Here is an 18,090-nt window from a genome sequence, read left to right on the forward strand (position 1 = left end):
GCGATGAGCAACCAATTGAGTAAGTCTGAGCGTGAGCGCGATGCAGCAAACCAGACGTACTTCATTACTCTTGCAGAGAGCAGGGCGTCGCTGGTCAACTTGCCGATGTTGGCGTTCGTCAACGCGGCTCTCATGAGCCTGCTGACGTTCACCATTGTGGCCTCAATGGCTTTCTATGTCGGCTCCCGGTCGTTCCTGTTCCTTTACTACGCGCATCTGGCTGTGCTGGGGTTCAGCGCTGTTGTGTTCCTGGTCTCGTTGGTCAGGCCGTTGACTTTCCGGTTTCAGGTGTTCTTCTCCAGCCTCCTGGCAGTCTTTGCAACCCTTCTGGTCTACACGCTGTGCCTTATGGGGCTGGGGATGATCACCAATGTGACCCGGGGAGGCTACACGATGTTCGATCTCGCCGTATTCCCCGTCGCCGGCGTGATGGGGCTGTTGTATGTCTGTGGTGCGATTGTGGTGCATGTGTTGCTGTTGCGGAAGCGTCTGCGTGAGGGGCATTCGGAGGCGCGGACGATGGGGAACCTTACGGCTGCGTCGAGTGTGTACAACTCGAAAAGTCTGTGGATCATTTTCGGGGCGGTGATGATCGTCCCGAATGTGCTTACGCAAGGCCAGTACGTGTCCAACACCCTCGGTGTGATCCTCTTCTTGCTTTTCGCATCGGTAGTGCCGAGTTTGCCGGTGGAGTTCACCTACCTTGCGTATCTGAAATCGCAAGATAAGCGGTATTGGGAGCATCGGCCTGGCAGGCGTGTTCGTACGAAGCGTGAGGTACGCGCAATTGTCAAGAAGGTCACACTCTGGGTGGGCATAGTATTCGCGTTCTGCGTGGTTCTGCTGGTCCTGACCAAGCTAGGGATGTCAGATTCACGGTGACGAACCAGCGTGCGAGCGAAGTACTGAGTACACGATTGGAAGGACCACTTCATGCGGTTTAAGCAGCGGACGTTGAGCATGCACAACGTTGTGAGTCACACAGCAGAGCTTCGACCGGTCGACGACCTCTTCGAGGTCGTCGACCCCGTCGGTGAATACTTCAAGCAAGTGTTGATGCACAACGGCTACTACACCAGCGGTCCGCTCGTCTTCTCCAGTGTTCCCGGGGGAAACGAATTCACGATCATGACCACTCTCGGCAACCGGATCAACATCGTCGAGGACAGCGCTGAAAGTTTCCGTTTCGAGGAGCATCTCGAAATGGAGACCGACTTCTTCTACCGACACTACGACCTGGACGAGCCGGTGCCATATGAGGACATCGAGGGGGCGGTGGCGGCGGCTGGACTGGAGATCAAGACCATCTACCACGTGGTCCTCAAGTTCTATGGCGAGGTCATGCTTGATCTGTACGTCGACGCGGTGGCTCGCTGATGGATACTCTTCCCCAAGGCGTCACTTTCGACGAGAAGCTGGCATACCAGAACGTGGTCAGTCGCCGCGCGACGTTCCACTACAGCAAGCTCGGCGAACAGCTCGCAGCGTTCGTCTCGGACGTCGTCCGGCGGGGTGGTACCCCGAAGGGTCCGTATGTGTACAGCCTGAACAACGTGCCGCTGGATGAAATCACCGACATCGAGTTCCTCCTCCCGATCCGAGAGAACACCTTCACGGCTGAAGAGGGCACGCGGTTCCATTCCTATTTCGAGATCCGCCCACTGGCAAAGGGGATCGTCACCGGCGACTTCGAGCACCAGACCGAGCGGGTCTACGCACAACTCCTCGCAGCGTTGGACAGCAACGGCTTGGAGATCAACGCTCCCTTCTTCCACGTCCTCCCCGAAGACGGCTCGAAGTACGCGTCGGTGTATGTCGGCTACGTCGACCCGAGCGAAGCGGGGGACTGAGAAGGCGCCTGCCGGCGCGGGCGCGCGCCTGTGTGGCACTTGGAGCCGCGGCCGCCAACCGGAGGCGGCGCGCCATTGAGGAACTCCCGGGGGAATTCTCCCTGACCGCCTCTCGGAACGTGTCTGACGGCGTCCAAGAACTTGTCGACGGAAATGTCTGAAGGAGATTCCATGAACCGTGAGCAGTACATTGCAGCCATGTCAGCGCTCGGCTACCCGTGAGGTAGCTGAGCGCCTCATTTGGCTGTCCAAGGACGCCACCGATGTGGTCTTGCGAAGAAACAACTTCGTTCCGAGGGGTGACGGTCTCTACGAGATCTGAATCACAGACGAAAGAGGCAACTTTTTTCGCGTTCGAAAGGGTGGCCGGGAGTTTCTTGGGACGCTGAGCGAGGCTTACGAGCTCATTTATGAGGCGAAGCGGGAATGGCTCGATGCGCACCCGGATGCACGACGCAACTCCGAATGACCGCGACCGGGTTCGAGCTCGCTGACGATCGCCAGCGGTGAGGAGATTCCATGAACCACAGGCAGTACATTGCAGCCATGTCCGCGCTCGGGTACTCGCGGGCTGGTGCCGAAGACCTCATTTGGCTGTCCAAGGACGCCACGGATGTGGTCTTACGAACAAACAACTTCGTTCCACGAGGTGACGGTCTCTACGAGATCTGGATCACAGACGAAAGAGACAACTTTTTTCGCGTTAGCAAGGATGACCGGGAGTTCCTTGGAACGCTGAGCGAGGCTTACGAGCTTATCTATGAGGAGAAGCGTGAATGGCTTGAGGCGCACCCGGATGCACAGCGCCACTCCGAATGACCGCGACTGGGCCTGAACGGAACACCCTATTGTTGACGAGCTGGCTGCGTCTGTCCTTGCCGAGTTCGAGGTAAATACTGTGCCTTGCGCTTGTCGTCGCTGATTCGAGGAAGGGCTCCGAAAAGTGGCTCGTCCAGCCGGTGATCAGCCCGAATCATCTTTCGCGTGAAGCTCTCCCCGAACTTCCTACTCAACGCCTGTCCTCCCTTAGCCGCGGCGCGCAAGGGTCCGGACCTTCCTCCTGCGGATCGCGCCGACGACCGCCATCGCGAAGCCTCCCACGAGCAATCCGTCGGCGAACACGATCAGCCATTTCGGGTCGAGGGCGCCCGTGCGATCAGACGCGACCGACGCCACGCTCGCCCGCTCCGGCGTCACATCCTTCGCGTCGATCGGGGCGGAGAAGAACGCGTAGATGCTCCCGGTGTCGACGCCCGGTGTCCGCGTGTTCGCGAGGACGGTGGCGAAGTTGGCGTAGTACGCCTCGTTCTCGATGAGGCTGGTGTTTCCCGAGGACAGCAGCTTGTTGACGCCGGTGAAGACTCTCTCGGCGCCCGTGGACGTGCTGGTCGAGTTCTGGAGGAGCGCCTCGAACTGGCTGGCGTTGTCGGGCACAGCCGTGGCACCGCTGGTGAGCCTGCTGCTGGTCTCCGCCGATTGCGTGATGAACGCGGTGATGTCGTCGGTCAGTTGGTCGCTGGTGTCGACGAACACCCCGGGGGCGTCGGGGGTGTACGTGCTCCAGTCCTGGACCTCGAGGCTGTTGACGGTGCTCGGTGCCAGGGCGGCGTCCTTGACGGCGTTCAGCATGTCCGCGTACCAGAGGTCCAGGTTCGTCAGCTCGGGGTCGAACAGCGGAGCCGGCGCACTGCTCGGGTCGAGGGAGTCCCGGAGGGCCTGCAGTGCCTCGATCTCGTCGTGCAGGAACTGGAGGATCACCGGGTGGACGGGATGGGTCGGCACGGCCGGGTCGAGGGGCACCGCGGGCACCGAGGGGACGCCTGGGCCAGGCGGGCCCGCGGGTGGAGGCCCATTGCCGGGAACGGGCGGAGTGATCGGCGCCGCCGACGGGTTCAGCAGATACTCGATGACGCGCAGATTGGTGATCCTCTGGTCGAGGCTGTCGGCGATGCCGGCGAGGGAGAGCGCGTGACCCGCGGAGAACTGTGCGATGGCCTGGCGGAGCTCCGCGAGTCGGCTTTGGAAGTGCGGGGGAACGGCGCCTCCCGCATCCACGCACGGCTCCGGTGCGTCGGCCACGTCGAGACCGTTGAGCTTGCACAGCATGCCGGTCCGGAAGGCGTCGAACTGCGTCCCGTAGAAGCCGTGGTCGGACTCGGCCTGGTCGGCGATGCCCCGGTTGCTGTTGTCCGCGTTGAGCTGCGCGATGTCCCGTTGGCGTTCGGCGTAGGCCTCGATGCCGGGCAGTTTGCCGGTGAGGGCCTCGCTGTTGCCGGCGAGCAGGTCCATGATCGACTTCGCGTAGGAGCTGTACGCCTCGGCGGTCGCGGCGTCGACGTCCTTCAGCCCGGTCGCGGTCGCGATGAGGCTCTGGAAGTTCGGCATCGTGGACGAGAACGGCTCCTGCACGTCCGACGCGAGCGCTGCGATGAGCGCCTTCTGGATGCCCAGCGTGGCGCTCATCTGTCCGTCGGCCTGGGCGATGTTGTCGGCGAGCGAGGCGTAGTACATCGTGACGACGCTCTGGTTGAAGTCGTGGACGATGCCGCGGATCCTGCTCTCCAGCAGCCGGTCCGCGCTGACGTCGGGCTGATGCCGGAGCCGGAACTCCACCGTCGCCTTGGTCGGACTGGTCTCCTGCAGCGTCAAGATGTCGTGCGTGAACGACTGCGGGATGTAGAGGAGGGCGTCGACGGAGCCGTCCTTGTACGCCTTCTCCGCGACCGGCCGGGAGACCACCGTCCAGTTGTACTCGGAGTCCTTGGAGATCCGGTCGACGAAGGAGGCCCCGAACGCGTACTCCTCGTTGTCGAACGGGGCGGCGAGGTCCTCGTTCACGAGCCCCACCGTCGGCCGGAAGTCGCCGACACGATGGGCGGCGTCGTCGTTCAGGACCAGGAAGCCGGCGACCAGCGCCGCCAGTAGCACGGGCACCGACAAGAGCCGTACGAGCTTCGCTCTGCGTTTTCCCCGTGACGCCCCCGCCATGTATACCTCTCCCCACGAACTCGCTGTCTGCCTCGTCCATCCTAACGCGTCTGAAATCTGAGGACAGATATCCAACCCAAAAGGTGCAGAAAGCACAACCGCCGAGCACGCGATCGAAGTCGCGTACTCGGCGGTGTGCGTCGAGAAGGGAGGTCAGCCGGCCAGTTCGGGGGCCCAGTCGCCGGTGGCGAGGTACTGCACCTTCTTGGCGATGGAGACGGCGTGGTCGGCGAAGCGCTCGTGGTAGCGGCTCGCGAGGGTCGCGTCCACGGTGTCCACGGCCTGGCCCTTCCAGGTCTCGCCGAGCACCTTGTCGAAGACGCTGGCATGCAGCTCGTCGATGTCGTCGTCGTCGTTGCGGATCTCGTCGGCGATGCGCATGTCCTGGGTGCGCAGCAGCTCGGCGAGCTTCTCGGCGATCTGCACGTCGAGGCGGCCCATCTCCGCGAACGTCCCGCGGAGGCTCTTCGGCACGACCTTGTCCGGGAAGCGGTAGCGGGCGAGCTGGGCGATGTGCTCGGCCATGTCGCCCATCCGCTCCAGCGAGGCGCTGATGCGCAGCGCGCTGACGACGATGCGGAGGTCGCGGGCGACCGGCTGCTGGCGGGCGAGGATCTGGATCGAGAGCTCGTCCAGGAGCACGGTCAGCTCGTCGATGCGGTGGTCGTTGGCGATCACCTCTTCGGCGAGGGACACGTCCGACTCGTTGAACGCCTCCGTGGCGCTGCGGATCGAGCGGACGACCAGCTCGGCGATCTCGACCAGCCGGTCCTGAACGTCGGCCAGCTCCTGCTGGAAAACTTCGCGCATGGGATGAGGTCCTTCCTGCCGCGTGCGCGCGCACGCGGAATACAGGGGTCGGCTGACCCCGTTCAGCATGGTCGCTTCGGGAGGTTAACGGACGGTGCCCTCAGGCTGAACACTGTCTAACGTACCCGCGAAAAGACGCGGCGCAGAGCCTCATCGGTCACGGCGCGTCCGCCTGCATCACATACGCTTCAGGTATGGACTCCGCCTGGTTGGTGCTGCTCTCGCTCGGCCTGGGGCTGGTCGTCGGCGCGGGGTTCGTCTGGATCCTCCACATCGCGGCGCGGCGCGGGGACCACGCGGCCGCGGTGTCCAACCCGGCCGTGCCGGACGGTGTCGACCAGGTGCTCGACGCGATGGAGTCCGCCGGCGTCGTCATCGACCCGTCGAACAACGTCATCAAGGCATCCCCTGGCGCGCATGCGATCGGCCTGGTCTGGAACGGCGCGCTCGTCCACCCGCACCTCGTGGAGCTCGTCGACCGCGTGCGCCGCACGGGCGAGCCGATCACGGAGGAGTGCGAGATCGCGCGCGGGCCGTTCGGCGACGCCAACATCCACCTGAGTGTGCGGGTGGCGCGGCTGGGCTCCCGGTACATCCTGCTGCTGGCGGAGGACCGCACCGAGTCGTTCCGGCTGGAGTCCGTGCGCCGCGACTTCGTGGCGAACATCAGCCACGAGCTGAAGACCCCGATCGGCGCCGTCACCCTCCTCGCCGAGGCGCTCGACGACGCCTCCGACGATCCGGAACAGGTGCGCCGGTTCGCGCTGCGGCTCAGCGAGGAGGCCTCCCGGCTCGCCAGGATCACCCAGGACATCATCGAGCTGAGCCGCCTCCAGGCCGCCGACGCCCTCGGCAACGCCGAGCCGCTCTCGGCCAAGAAGGTCGTCCGGGCCGCCATCGACCAGAACAAGGTGGCGGCGGAGGCGCGCCAGATCGAGATCGCGATGCGCGGCGAGAAGGACGCCACCGTGATCGGCAACGAGGCGCTGCTCGTCACGGCCGTGCACAACCTCATCTCGAACGCGATCCAGTACTCGCCGGAGGACTCCCGCATCGGCATCGGGGTGCGCACGGTCGACGGCGTGGTCGAGATCGCCGTCACCGACCAGGGCGAGGGCATCCCCGAGGAGGACCTCGACCGCGTCTTCGAGCGCTTCTTCCGGGTGGACCAGGCCCGCTCCCGCAACACCGGGGGGACCGGGCTCGGACTCTCGATCGTCAAGCACGCCGTGCAGAACCACGGCGGCGAGGTCCGGGTCTGGTCGCAGCCCGGCCGCGGCTCCACCTTCACCATCCGGCTGCCTGAGGCCGCCACCGTCCGTCCCCCGATTGGAGAGAACCTGTGACAGTCATCCTGCTCGTCGAGGATGAGGCCGCGCTCAGCGAGCCGCTCGCGTACCTGCTCAAGCGTGAGGGCTACGAGGTGACCGTGGCGGAAGACGGCCCGACCGCGCTCGCGGAGTTCGACCGCGGCAGCGCCGACCTGGTGCTGCTCGACCTCATGCTCCCCGGCATCCCGGGCACGGAGGTGTGCCGCGAGATCCGCACGCGCTCCAACGTCCCGATCATCATGCTGACCGCCAAGGACTCCGAGGTGGACATCGTGGTCGGGCTGGAGCTCGGTGCGGACGACTACGTCACCAAGCCGTACTCGTCGCGGGAGCTGCTGGCCCGCATCCGCGCGGTCCTCCGTCGCCGCGTGGACGAGGCCGAGCTGGAGGACGACGGCATCCTGGAGGCCGGAACGGTCCGCATGGACGTCGACCGACACACGGTCGCGGTCAAAGGCGCGGAGATCTCCATGCCGCTGAAGGAATTCGAGCTGCTGGAGCTGCTGCTCCGCAACGCCGGACGCGTGCTCACCCGTGGCCAGCTCATCGACCGGGTGTGGGGGAGCGACTATTTCGGCGACACCAAGACGCTCGACGTGCACATCAAGCGCATCCGCTCGCGCATCGAGGAGAGCCCCTCCGACCCGCAGATGCTGGTCACGGTGCGTGGGCTCGGCTACCGCTTCAACGCCTGACCCGGCCGGAGCCGGATACGACGAAGCCGCCCTCGCGATTCGCGAGGGCGGCTTCGGTATGTCTGGGGCTCGGTGCCGGTCTGTCAGCCCTGGGCCGGCAGGATGGTCGGCGGCACGAGCTGCTTGTAGTCCGGGAGGCCGCCGTCGAGGACCGGGACCTGCAACTTCACGCCGGTCGCGTCGCCGTACTGGAAGTACACGTCGTAGTTGCTGCCGGGCAGTGCGTCGAACGGGGTGAGGAAGACGTTGCTGGAGGAGGTCTTGTCGGGCTGCGCGCCGATCTTCTTGACCTGGCCGGGCTCCACCGTGACGTAGGCCGCGCTGCCGGAGGAGCCGGACGTGATGGCCACGCGGTGGCTCTTGCTGTCCGTGTTGACGAGGCTGACCACGAGGTTGCCGACCTTGCCGTCGGCGCCGTCGGTGACGATGAAGGCGTTGCGCACGTCGATCTGGCCGACGTTGCCGCTCACGCCGTCGCTCGCGTCGTAGTGCTTCGTGGTGGCCTGCGGTGCGACGAAACCGCACCCGGCTGTGCCGGCTGCGACCGCCAGGGCGAGGACGATGGACGCCGCGACGCGAGCTTTCACTGGATGATCCTCCGAATCGTTCCGCTCGACGGCGCGCTGATGCCCTGTTACGAAGCGGTTGTGAGCACGAGTTTACCGTATGCCGACGGGGCTCCCCGGCCCCCGGGGAGGTGCGGGGGCGAACCTTAGCATGTGCCTCGTGTGGTATCCTATTCGTTGCTGAAGGGACAACATATCTATGCTTTTCGAGGTCGGCGAAACCGTCGTTTACCCCCATCACGGTGCTGCAACAATCACCGAGGTCAAGAAACGAATCATCAAGGGTGAAGAGAAGCTGTACCTCAAGCTCAACGTGACTCAGGGCGATCTGACCATCGAGGTCCCCGCTGAGAACGTGGATCTCGTGGGCGTGCGCGACGTCATCGGCAAGGAGGGCCTCGACCGCGTGTTCGAGGTGCTGCGCGCCCCGTTCACCGAGGAGCCGACGAACTGGTCCCGCCGGTACAAGGCCAACCTGGAAAAGCTGGCGTCGGGCGACGTCATCAAGGTCTCCGAGGTCGTCCGCGACCTGTGGCGCCGCGACCAGGACCGCGGCCTGTCCGCCGGCGAGAAGCGCATGCTGGCCAAGGCCCGGCAGATCCTCATCTCGGAGCTCGCCCTGGCGGAGAAGACCGACGACGAGAAGGCCTCCAGCCTCCTCGACGAGGTGCTCGCCTCCTAACCCGCGACTCACCTGCTTTCGAAAGGCCCGCGACTTCGGTCGCGGGCCTTTCGGCGTCCCGGGTCCGGCAGGCGGCGCGGCGATGCCCGTTGGTACGCTCGTCGGGTGAGCAGCAACCCTGGACCGCGCGTCGCGGTCGTCGTCGTCGCCGCCGGCTCGGGCACGCGCCTGGGAGCCGAGGTGCCGAAGGCGTTCGTGGAGCTCGACGGCAGCACCCTCCTGGAGCGATCGCTGCATGCCGTGCGCGGCATGCGGTCAGGGGCCGAACCGGTGCTCGTCGTGCCGGCCGACCGCGTCCGCGAGGCCGCCGAGGTCGGGCAGCGCGTGTTCGGGCGTCCCGTGGAGGTGGTCGGGGGCGGCGTCACGCGCCAGCAGTCCGTCGCTGCCGGGCTCGCGGTGATCGGCGACGACGTGGAGGTGGTCCTCGTCCACGACGCGGCTCGCGCGCTCACGCCCTCTACGTTGTTCGACGCCGTGGTGGACGCCGTGGCCGAGACGGGCCACGGAGTCATCCCCGGCCTCCCGGTCAGCGACACGATCAAGCGCGTCCACGCCGACGGCTCGGTGCACGAGACCGTGGACCGGTCGACGTTGGCCGCCGTGCAGACTCCCCAGGGCTTCCCGCGCGAGCAGTTGCTCGCCGCCTACGCCGCCGCGACGACCGACGAGACCGACGACGCAGGCCTGGTCGCCGCGGCCGGGTACCGGGTGACGGTGCTGCCAGGCGCGACGGAGGCGTTCAAGATCACCACGCCGTGGGACCTGCAGCGCGCACGCGACCTCGTCGGCCCCACCGGGGCGCCGCGGATCGGGCTCGGGACGGACACGCACGCGTTCGATCCGTCCGCCGAGCTCTGGCTGGCCGGCCTGCACTGGCCTGACGAACCAGGCCTGTCGGGGCACAGTGACGGGGACGCGGCGTGCCACGCGATCGTCGACGCGCTGCTCGGGGCCGCGGGCCTCGGCGACATCGGCGGCGTGTTCGGGACGGGCGACCCACGGTTGGCGGGGGCGCACGGCGAGGTGTTCCTCGCGGAGACCCGCCGCCTATTGGAGGAGGCGGGCTTCCGGATCGGCAACGTCTCCGTTCAGATCATCGGTCAGCGACCCAAGTTCGCGCCGCGACGGGTGGAGGCCGAGCAGCTCCTGTCGGGGATCCTCGGGGCTCCCGTCTCGCTCGCGGCGACGACCACGGATGGACTGGGCTTCACCGGGCGCGGGGAGGGGATCGCCGCCTTCGCGACGGCGATGCTGTTCGCCCGCTGACCGGAGGCCGCAGGCTCAGCGGCCGGGTGTCAGCGGCCCGGCGTCAGCGGTCCGTTGTCACGGGCCGGGCGTGAGCGGTCGCCAGTGGTCCTGGCCCGGGTCCTGGCCGGCCGCCGCGAGAGCCAGGCGGGGGAGGAAGTGCGCCCAGCCGGCGCGGTGACCGGCGACGCGCGCCTCGGGGAGGCCGGTGTGCTGGACCTCCACGCGCGTCCCCGTCGCGATCGGGGTCAGCGTGAACGTGACGGTGGACGCTCCTGGCGGGAGGTCGGCGCTGCCGGCCACGCCCCAGCTCACCACCACCCGGTGCGGCTCGTCCACCTCCAGGAACTCGCCGCGGATCGGGCTGCCCGCAATGTCGGCGGTGAACTCGCCGCCCGGGCGTGGATCGAGGACGGCGTGCTGGCCCATCCAGGCGGTGAGGCCGTCCGCGGTGACGAGGTAGGCGAACACCGTGCCGGGCGGCGCAGCGATGTCGACCACCGAGCGGTGCTCAGCCATCGGTGTCCTCCTGTCGGCTCTCGACGGCCGCCTTCAGCGCCCCCAGCCGGCTCGGCCAGAAGTCGTCGAGGTAGGAGCGAACGGCGGCGAGGCCGTCGTCGTCCACGACGAAGAGGTGCCGGGTGCCGTCGCGGCTTCCGGAGACCAGCCCGGCGCGGCGGAGGACGCCGAGATGGTGCGAGGTCGTCTGCTGCGAGAGGCCGAGCTCGGAGGCGAGCCGGCCGACCGGGGTCGGGCCGTCGCGGAGCGCCGCGAGGATGGCACGCCTGTTCGCGTCGGCGAGGGCGGTGAGCGCGGCGTCGAGCGACGGGGCGGTGGGGCTGGTGGCGGCGGTCTGCGGCATGGCTCTCCTGTCCGATTCACCCTAGCACAAATGAACGTTTGTACTTACCCTTGCTTGTGGAAGGGAGATCGACATGACGGAGACAGACACCGCGGCCGTCGCCCGCGAGTACATCGAGGCGGTCGGCGCGCACGATCTGGAGCGGGTCGACGAACTGCTGCACGAGGAGCTCGCCGCGCGGTTCGCGGGAGGGACGCTGGGAAAGCGGGAGTGGATGGCAGCTCTCGACCGGCTGCTGGCCGCGCTGGTGCGCAACGATGTGCGGGAGGTGTTCGCCGACGGCGAGCGTGCGTGCGTCGTCTACGACTTCGTGACGGACACCGCGGCGGGCGCGGTACCGTGCGTCGAGCTGGTGACGGTGCGGGACGGCAGGATCACCGCGATCGAGCTGATCTTCGACCGGGTGGCGTTCGCGCCCGTCAACGAGGAGCTCGCCGCGCGCGCTGCCGCTCGGTAGTCCTCCACAGGTCCCGGGTCGGGGCGACTTCCCCACCTCTTCGGCCACGGATCGCGTGACCGTTCGCCCGACCCGTAGGCTTGTGCCGTGACTCTGCGACTCTTCGACACGAAGGCCGGCGCCCTGCGCGACTTCGTCCCCCTGCGCCCCGGCGCGGTGGGCATGTACGTCTGCGGGCCCACGGTGCAGTCGTCGCCGCACATCGGACACCTCCGGTCGGCGCTGGTCTACGACCAGTTGCGCCGCTGGCTCGCCTACCGCGGGCTGGACGTGACGCTCGTGCGCAACGTCACCGACATCGACGACAAGATCCTCGTCAACGCGCTCGCCGCGCAGTCGCAGGGCGGTTCGGAGGAGTGGTGGGCGCTCGCCTACCGCTTCGAGCTGGAGTTCACCGCCGGCTACACGGCGCTCGGCGTCCAGCCGCCCACCTACGAGCCGCGAGCGACCGCCAGCATCCCGCAGATGCAGGAGCTGATCGCCCGACTGATCGAGCGCGGACACGCCTACGTGGCCGAGGACGGCACCGGCGACGTCTACTTCGACGTGAAGAGCTGGCCGGCCTACGGGGAGCTGACCCGGCAGAGCATCGACAAGATGGAGGCCGCGGCCGACGCCGACCCGCGGGCCAAGCGCGATCCGCGCGACTTCGCCCTGTGGAAGGGGCGCAAGAGCGACGAGCCGGCCTCGGCCGCCTTCGCGTCGCCCTGGGGGGAGGGGCGGCCCGGCTGGCACATCGAGTGCTCCGCGATGTCGCGCCGCTACCTCGGTCCGCAGTTCGACATCCACGGCGGCGGCCTCGACCTGCGCTTCCCGCACCACGAGAACGAGCTCGCCCAGTCCACCGCAGCGGGCGATGGGTTCGCGTCGTACTGGGTGCACAACGGCCTCGTCCACGTCAACGGGCAGAAGATGAGCAAATCGCTCGGCAACTCGGTCTACGCCGCCGACCTGCTCGGCGCCGCCCGTCCGCTGGTGGTGCGCTACTACCTCGGTTCTGCGCACTACCGCTCGACCATCGACTACCACGACGGCTCGCTCAGCGAGGCGGAGGCGGCGCTCGACCGCATCGCCGGCTTCTTCGAGCGCGTCGACCGCCGGCTCGCGGGCACACGGTTCGCCGGCAGCGGCGTGGAGGTCGTTCCCGGGGCGTTCGCCGAGGCGATGGACGACGACCTCGCCGTGCCGCAGGCGCTCGCTGTGCTGCACGACACGGTGCGCTCAGGAAACGCGGCGCTGGATGCGGAAGACTTGGAGGCGGCCGCGGCCGCTCGCGGTCACGTCCTGGCGATGACCGAGGTGCTCGGCATCAACCCGCTCTCGCCGCACTGGCGCACCGCCGGTTCCAGCGCCGCCGAGCACGCGCTCAGCACGCTGATCGGCCGCCTGCTCGACGATCGGCAGGAGGCGCGTCAAGCACGCGACTTCGCCGCCGCAGACCGCATCCGCGACGAATTGACCGCCGCGGGAATCAGTATCGAAGACACCCCGTCGGGGTCGCATTGGAGTATCGAAGCATGAAGAACTCAGGTGGCAAGCCCCGCGCCGGGGCCGTAAGGAAGAGCAAGAAGGGCGCCCAGGTCGGCACCGGCGGCCACGGCCGCAAGGCTCTCGAGGGTCGTGGCCCGACCCCGAAGGCCGAGGACCGGGAGTACCACGTCGCCTACAAGAACAAGCAGCTCCGGGAGCGTGCGGCCGCCAAGGCCGAGCTGCGCGGCGGCCGCGACGGCGCCCCGCGCGGAGCCTCCGGCGCCGCCCGCCGGGCGAAGAGCGGCGACGAGAGCGAGATCGTCACCGGCCGCAACTCCGTGCTGGAGGCCCTGCGCGCGGCGATCCCGGCGTCCACGCTCTACATCGCGTCGCGCATCGAGATGGACGACCGCACGAAGGAGATCCTCTCCATCGCCACCGGCCGCGGCATCCCGGTGCTGGAGGTCATGCGCCCAGAGCTCGACCGTCTCGCCGGCCGCGACGCCGTGCACCAGGGCGTCGCGCTCAAGGTGCCGCCGTACGAGTACGCCCACCCGGCCGAGCTGCTCGACCTCACCCTGCGCAAGGGTCAGACTCCGCTCTTCGTCGCGCTCGACGGCATCACCGACCCGCGCAACCTGGGCGCGATCATCCGCTCGACCGCCGCGTTCGGCGGCCAGGGCGTCATCATCCCGCAGCGCCGCTCGGTCGGCATGACGGCTTCGGCCTGGAAGACGTCGGCGGGCGCCGCGGCACGCACCCCCGTTGCGATGGCGTCCAATCTCACGGCGACGCTCAAGGAGTTCAAGAAGGCGGGTGTGTTCGTGCTCGGCCTCGACGGCGACGGCGACACCAGCCTCCCGGGCCTCTCGTTCGCGGACCGCCCGGTTGTGATCGTGGTCGGCAGCGAGGGCAAGGGCCTGTCCCGCCTGGTGACCGAGACCTGCGACGCGGTGGTCTCCATCCCGATCTCCGCCTCGACCGAGTCGCTCAACGCGGGCATCGCGGCCAGCGTGACGCTCTACGAGATCTCGAAGCTGCGGGCCGAAGGGAAGCGCTGACCCGGGCCCCACGGCCGAACGAAACCGCCGAGCCACGGATCATCCGTGGCTCGGCGGTTTCGTCTGTGCGCCGGAATGCTCCGGCTGCTCACACCTTCGAGCGCCAGTCGTCCTCGTCGTCGTCCGGCTCGCCGGCCGTCGCGCCGCCGATCACCGGGATGCTCATCGTCTCCGTGGGCGGCCCGACGACGGTGGCCTCGTCGCGGCGGTGGCGGAGGATGTCGTTGATGTAGGAGGTCAGCGCCTCGGCCAGCGGGACGTCACGGCCCTCCGCCTGCGACATGAACCAGCGGTGCTCCAGGAGCTGGTGGAAGACCTCCGCCGGCTCCAGTTTGCCCTTCAGGTCGGCGGGGATGGAGCGGATGACCGGCTCGAAGACGCGCATCAGCCACTCGTGGGCCATCGCCTCCTCATCCAGTCCGCGCTTGCCCAGGGTCGCCGAGTACGAGTCCAGGTCGTTGAGCAGGCGGCGGGCCTGGTTCTCGCCGGTGTCGAGGCCGGTCAGGCGCAGCAGGCGGCGGGAGTGGTGGCCGGCATCCACGACCTTGGGCTGGATGCGAACGGTCGTGCCCTCGTCGGAGGTCTTGATCGCCAGCTCCTCGATGTCGAAGCCGAGCTCGTTCAGCCGCTCGACGCGCTGGCTGATCCGCCAGCGCTCCGAGGACGAGAACGACTCGCTGCCGGTGAGCTCCTTCCACAGCGACCGGTAGGCGGCGACGATGCCGTTCGACACCTTGATCGGGTCGAGCTCCTCGTCCACCCGGCCGCCGGCCTCCAGGTCCATCAGCTCGCCAGCGATGTTGACGCGGGCGATCTCCAGGTCGTTCTCGCGCTGGCCGTTGGAGAGGCCGCCGTCGTAGAGCTGACCGGTCTCGGCATCGACCAGGTAGGCCGCGAAGGCGCCCGCGTCGCGGCGGAACAGCGTGTTCGAGAGCGAGACGTCGCCCCAGAAGAAGCCGACGATGTGCAGCCGCACCAGCAGCACGGCCAGCGCGTCCACCAGACGGGTCGCGGTGTCGGGGCGCAGGGTCTGGGAGAACAGCGCGCGGTAGGGGAGCGAGAACTTGAGGTGACGGGTGACCAGCGCGGCGTTCAGCGCGTCCCCGTCGTCGTCGGTGCGGTTCTTGATGACGGCGACCGGCTCGACGCACGGGACGTCCAGCCGCTGGAGGGTGCGCAGCATCTCGTACTCGCGCTGCGCCATCTCCGCGGTCGTCTCCTTGATGGCGATGACGTAGCCGGACATGTTGGCGAACCGCACCAGGTGGCGGCTGATGCCCTTCGGCAGCAGGGCGATGTGCTCGTTCGACCACTGCTCCAGCGGGATGTTCCAGGGCAGATCGAGCAGTGCGGGATCGACGGTCGCCGCGGTGATGTTGACAGAGCCGGCCATAAGGCGCCTTCCAGGAGCGGGTGGGGGCGGAAAGCACTCTGCCGCAGCCCGGGCCCGGACTGCGGCAGAGTGAGGATCAGCTTCGACGACCTCAGTCGACGACGGCGCCGCCGAGACGCTCGCCCGTCTCCGAGTGGAAGAGGTGGACGTGGCCCGGCTTCGGGGTGATGAACACGGTGTCCCCGGCGTTCGGGTGCACGCGCCCGTCGACACGGCCGACGATGTCGGTGCGCTTGCCGTCGAGCTCGGAGTGACCGTAGAGGTAGCCGTCGGCGCCGAGCTCCTCGACCAGGTCGACCGCGACCTTCAGGCCGCCGCTCTCGGCGGACGAGACGACCACGTCCTCCGGGCGGACACCGATGGTGACGGTGTTGCCGGCGCCCGCGATCACGTCGCGCTCGACCGGGACGACCGTCGTGCCGAACTTGATGCCGCCGTCGGTGACGTCCGCGGTGAACAGGTTCATGGCCGGCGAGCCGATGAAGCCGGCGACGAAGACGTTCTTCGGCTGGGCGTACAGGTCGCGCGGAGTGCCGACCTGCTGGAGCACGCCGTCCTTGAGGACCGCGATGCGGTCGCCCATGGTGAGCGCCTCGGTCTGGTCGTGGGTGACGTAGACCGTGGTGACGCCGAGGCGGCGCGTGAGGGACGCGATCTGGGTGCGGGTCTGTACGCGGAGCTTGGCGTCGAGGTTCGACAGCGGCTCGTCCATGAGGAACACCTGGGGGGAGCGGACGATCGCGCGGCCCATCGCGACGCGCTGACGCTGACCACCGGAGAGCGCCTTCGGCTTGCGGCCGAGGTAGGGCTCCAGGTCGAGCAGCTTGGCGGCCTCGAGGACGCGGGAGGCGCGCTCGTCCTTGCCGACGCCGGCGATCTTGAGCGCGAAGCCCATGTTCTCGGCGACGGTCATGTGCGGGTACAGCGCGTAGTTCTGGAACACCATCGCGATGTCGCGGTCCTTCGGCGGGACGTCGGTGACGTTGCGCTCGCCGATGAAGATGTTGCCGTCGTTGACCTCTTCGAGACCCGCGAGCATGCGGAGCGAGGTGGACTTGCCGCAGCCGGACGGGCCGACCAGGACGAGGAACTCGCCGTCTGCGATGTCGAGGTCGAGAGCGTCGACCGCGGGGCGGTTGGAACCCGGGTAGAGCCGGGTCGCCTTGTCATAGGTGACAGTCGCCATTTTTCTTTTGTCTCCTTCACCGGCAGGTACGTGCCGGACGATCCGTTGTGAATGGAATAGACGTGGCGTCGACGTCCGAGGGCGTCGATGCCACGACCCCCATAGTAAGGCATCGGAACCGCTGCACTTACCACGTGTATTCGAGAGGCCGCCAGGGGTGGACGTCCCGCACTCGGGGGCCAACCCCCAGGTGGCGCTCGGGGCGTGAGCGGGGTATGTCTGGTCTATTCCCAGACTGCCGCAATATGGTCGTCTGGTTGCGTCTGCTCACGCCGCACCCGCCCGGCACGTCCCCCCGCGCGCCGCACCGACTACACCCGAGAGCCGATTCCCCCGAGATATGAGTTCCATGAACGATCCCGACGAGAGCCGCAGCGGCGACGTCCGCGCTGCCGCCCGGGAGAAAGCCCGTCAGCTCCGCACGAGCCAGCAGCGCAGGGACCGCAGGAACAAGGCCCTGCTGTCCGGCGGCATCGTGATCGCCGTCATCGCGGTCCTGGCCATCGTCGCGGTGGTCATCATGGGCGCGATCAGGCCCACCGTCCCCGGCCCGAAGAACATGGCCAGCGACGGCGTGGTCGTCGGCTCCGGCCTCAAGGTCAAGACGACCCCGGCGCTCGCGGCGGACGCGAAGCCGATCGCCAGCACGCCCGACCCGAGCGGCAGTTCCGTCGACATCCGCATCTACGCCGACTACCTCTGCAAGCTCTGCGGCGACTTCCAGCGCACGAACCTGAAGCAGCTGCAGCCGCTGGTGAAGGACGGCGCGGTCACGGTCGAGATGCATCCCGTCGCCATCTACACCAGCCACTCCGCCGGCACCCGGTACTCGCTGCGCGCCGCCAACGCGGCGGCGTGCGTGGCGAACTACTCACCGCAGTCGTTCTGGGCCTTCAACCAGTCGCTGTTCGAGAACCAGCCCGCCGACGGGGGCCCCGGGCTCACCGACGACCAGCTCAAGAAGCTCGCGGCGGCGGCCGGCGCCTCCCCGTCGGACATCGACTCGTGCGTGGACGACGGCCGGTTCAAGAGCTGGGTCGGCTCAGCCAGCGACCGCGCGCTCAGCGGTCCGATCCCGAACTCCAGCGTGAAGAAGATGACGAACGCCCTGCTCGTGCTCGTCAACGGCAAGCCCTACACCGGCCCCCTGACCAACGCCGACGACTTCAAGGCGTTCATCCTCCAGGCGCAGGGGGACGAGTACTCGTCGACCTCGACGCCGACGCCGTCGCCCAGCGCGCGGAGCTGAGTCCGGCTCCTTCCGCCATCAGGACGCCCGTCGCCCATCCTCTAGGATGGTTCGCGACGGGCGTCCGTCATTCCGCCGACTTAGCTCAGCTGGTAGAGCACTCGCCTTGTAAGCGAGCGGTCGCGAGTTCGAACCTCGCAGTCGGCTCCGTCTTCTCCTCTCGAACGACTCCGTGGCCGCGTGCTGTTCGCCGCGCTTGCCGGTCGTCGCGCTTGCCGGTCGTCGGCGCGCGCTCTATCCTTGCT

19 protein-coding genes and 1 tRNA gene are annotated in these 18,090 nt (G+C 67.7%); 13 read left to right on the forward strand and 7 right to left on the reverse strand.

What is annotated here, in order from left to right; translation table 11 throughout:
- Positions 1 to 3 precede the first annotated feature (3 nt).
- The 4 genes from ABIA36_RS10980 to ABIA36_RS10995 all read left to right on the forward strand — a co-directional run bounded on the left by ABIA36_RS10980 (position 4) and on the right by ABIA36_RS10995 (position 2,669).
- The gene (locus ABIA36_RS10980; RefSeq protein WP_369962399.1) at positions 4 to 882 is read left to right on the forward strand and encodes a hypothetical protein; all 879 of its coding nucleotides are present in this window, start codon (positions 4 to 6) and stop codon (positions 880 to 882) included.
- Positions 883 to 933: 51 nt separating this feature from the next.
- Entirely contained in the window at positions 934 to 1,377 is a 444-nt protein-coding gene (locus ABIA36_RS10985) for a hypothetical protein (protein ID WP_369962400.1), read from the forward strand.
- Positions 1,377 to 1,850: a DUF5085 family protein gene (locus tag ABIA36_RS10990; protein ID WP_369962401.1), complete on the forward strand. Its 474-nt coding sequence runs from the start codon at positions 1,377 to 1,379 to the stop codon at positions 1,848 to 1,850. Before ABIA36_RS10985 ends, ABIA36_RS10990 begins: the two co-directional genes overlap by 1 nt.
- A gap of 519 nt (positions 1,851 to 2,369) precedes the next feature.
- Entirely contained in the window at positions 2,370 to 2,669 is a 300-nt protein-coding gene (locus ABIA36_RS10995; protein ID WP_369962402.1) for a hypothetical protein, read from the forward strand.
- 207 nt (positions 2,670 to 2,876) lie between these two features.
- On the opposite strand, the gene ABIA36_RS11000 is transcribed toward ABIA36_RS10995, so the two are convergent.
- Positions 2,877 to 4,784, reverse strand: coding sequence for a hypothetical protein (locus ABIA36_RS11000; RefSeq protein WP_369962403.1), 1,908 nt, complete (start codon positions 4,782 to 4,784; stop codon positions 2,877 to 2,879).
- A 207-nt stretch (positions 4,785 to 4,991) separates the two neighbouring features.
- On the reverse strand, positions 4,992 to 5,648 hold the full coding sequence (gene phoU, locus ABIA36_RS11005; RefSeq protein WP_369962404.1) for a phosphate signaling complex protein PhoU: 657 nt from the start codon (positions 5,646 to 5,648) through the stop codon (positions 4,992 to 4,994).
- Between the two features lie 194 nt (positions 5,649 to 5,842).
- On the opposite strand from phoU, the gene ABIA36_RS11010 reads away from it, so the two are divergent.
- Both ABIA36_RS11010 and ABIA36_RS11015 read left to right on the forward strand, forming a co-directional pair.
- Positions 5,843 to 6,994: a sensor histidine kinase gene (locus ABIA36_RS11010; protein ID WP_369962405.1), complete on the forward strand. Its 1,152-nt coding sequence runs from the start codon at positions 5,843 to 5,845 to the stop codon at positions 6,992 to 6,994.
- Entirely contained in the window at positions 6,991 to 7,674 is a 684-nt protein-coding gene (locus tag ABIA36_RS11015) for a response regulator (protein WP_369962406.1), read from the forward strand. The genes ABIA36_RS11010 and ABIA36_RS11015 overlap by 4 nt, the downstream gene beginning before the upstream one ends.
- Before the next feature lie 83 nt (positions 7,675 to 7,757).
- Here the strand turns inward: ABIA36_RS11015 and ABIA36_RS11020 are convergent, their stop codons facing one another.
- A complete protein-coding gene (locus ABIA36_RS11020; protein WP_369962407.1) occupies positions 7,758 to 8,261 on the reverse strand; it encodes a hypothetical protein in 504 nt (167 codons plus the stop codon).
- Positions 8,262 to 8,439: 178 nt separating this feature from the next.
- Between ABIA36_RS11020 and ABIA36_RS11025 the strand changes: the two genes are divergently transcribed.
- Both ABIA36_RS11025 and ispD read left to right on the forward strand, forming a co-directional pair.
- Positions 8,440 to 8,922 (forward strand): CarD family transcriptional regulator, encoded by a 483-nt coding sequence (locus ABIA36_RS11025; protein ID WP_021763858.1) that lies wholly within the window; start codon positions 8,440 to 8,442, stop codon positions 8,920 to 8,922.
- A gap of 105 nt (positions 8,923 to 9,027) precedes the next feature.
- On the forward strand, positions 9,028 to 10,188 hold the full coding sequence (gene ispD, locus ABIA36_RS11030; protein ID WP_369962408.1) for a 2-C-methyl-D-erythritol 4-phosphate cytidylyltransferase: 1,161 nt from the start codon (positions 9,028 to 9,030) through the stop codon (positions 10,186 to 10,188).
- 57 nt (positions 10,189 to 10,245) lie between these two features.
- Here ispD and ABIA36_RS11035 read toward each other — a convergent pair whose 3' ends face one another.
- On the reverse strand, positions 10,246 to 10,686 hold the full coding sequence (locus tag ABIA36_RS11035; RefSeq protein ID WP_369962409.1) for an SRPBCC domain-containing protein: 441 nt from the start codon (positions 10,684 to 10,686) through the stop codon (positions 10,246 to 10,248).
- Entirely contained in the window at positions 10,679 to 11,029 is a 351-nt protein-coding gene (locus ABIA36_RS11040) for an ArsR/SmtB family transcription factor (protein ID WP_369962410.1), read from the reverse strand. The genes ABIA36_RS11035 and ABIA36_RS11040 overlap by 8 nt, the downstream gene beginning before the upstream one ends.
- 73 nt (positions 11,030 to 11,102) lie before the next feature.
- On the opposite strand from ABIA36_RS11040, the gene ABIA36_RS11045 reads away from it, so the two are divergent.
- The 3 genes from ABIA36_RS11045 (at position 11,103) to rlmB (ending at position 14,017) form a co-directional block, all read left to right on the forward strand.
- Positions 11,103 to 11,486 carry a nuclear transport factor 2 family protein gene (locus ABIA36_RS11045; protein WP_369962411.1) on the forward strand — a complete coding sequence of 128 codons (384 nt, stop codon included), beginning with the start codon at positions 11,103 to 11,105 and terminating at the stop codon, positions 11,484 to 11,486.
- Positions 11,487 to 11,573: 87 nt separating this feature from the next.
- A complete protein-coding gene (gene cysS / locus ABIA36_RS11050; RefSeq protein WP_369962412.1) occupies positions 11,574 to 13,007 on the forward strand; it encodes a cysteine--tRNA ligase in 1,434 nt (477 codons plus the stop codon).
- Positions 13,004 to 14,017, forward strand: a complete 1,014-nt coding sequence (gene rlmB / locus ABIA36_RS11055; protein WP_369962413.1) for a 23S rRNA (guanosine(2251)-2'-O)-methyltransferase RlmB — start codon at positions 13,004 to 13,006, stop codon at positions 14,015 to 14,017. Before cysS ends, rlmB begins: the two co-directional genes overlap by 4 nt.
- A gap of 88 nt (positions 14,018 to 14,105) precedes the next feature.
- Here the strand turns inward: rlmB and ABIA36_RS11060 are convergent, their stop codons facing one another.
- Together ABIA36_RS11060 and ABIA36_RS11065 are read right to left on the reverse strand one after the other, a co-directional pair.
- A complete protein-coding gene (locus ABIA36_RS11060) occupies positions 14,106 to 15,410 on the reverse strand; it encodes a DUF4032 domain-containing protein (protein WP_369962414.1) in 1,305 nt (434 codons plus the stop codon).
- A gap of 91 nt (positions 15,411 to 15,501) precedes the next feature.
- Positions 15,502 to 16,596 (reverse strand): ABC transporter ATP-binding protein, encoded by a 1,095-nt coding sequence (locus ABIA36_RS11065; RefSeq protein ID WP_369962415.1) that lies wholly within the window; start codon positions 16,594 to 16,596, stop codon positions 15,502 to 15,504.
- A 349-nt stretch (positions 16,597 to 16,945) separates the two neighbouring features.
- On the opposite strand from ABIA36_RS11065, the gene ABIA36_RS11070 reads away from it, so the two are divergent.
- Both ABIA36_RS11070 and ABIA36_RS11075 read left to right on the forward strand, forming a co-directional pair.
- A complete protein-coding gene (locus ABIA36_RS11070) occupies positions 16,946 to 17,845 on the forward strand; it encodes a DsbA family protein (protein ID WP_369962416.1) in 900 nt (299 codons plus the stop codon).
- 74 nt (positions 17,846 to 17,919) lie between these two features.
- Positions 17,920 to 17,992 (forward strand) — tRNA-Thr (locus ABIA36_RS11075).
- Positions 17,993 to 18,090 lie beyond the last annotated feature (98 nt).

This window comes from Leifsonia sp. EB34, assembly GCF_041260585.1.
Lineage (GTDB): Bacteria > Actinomycetota > Actinomycetes > Actinomycetales > Microbacteriaceae > Leifsonia.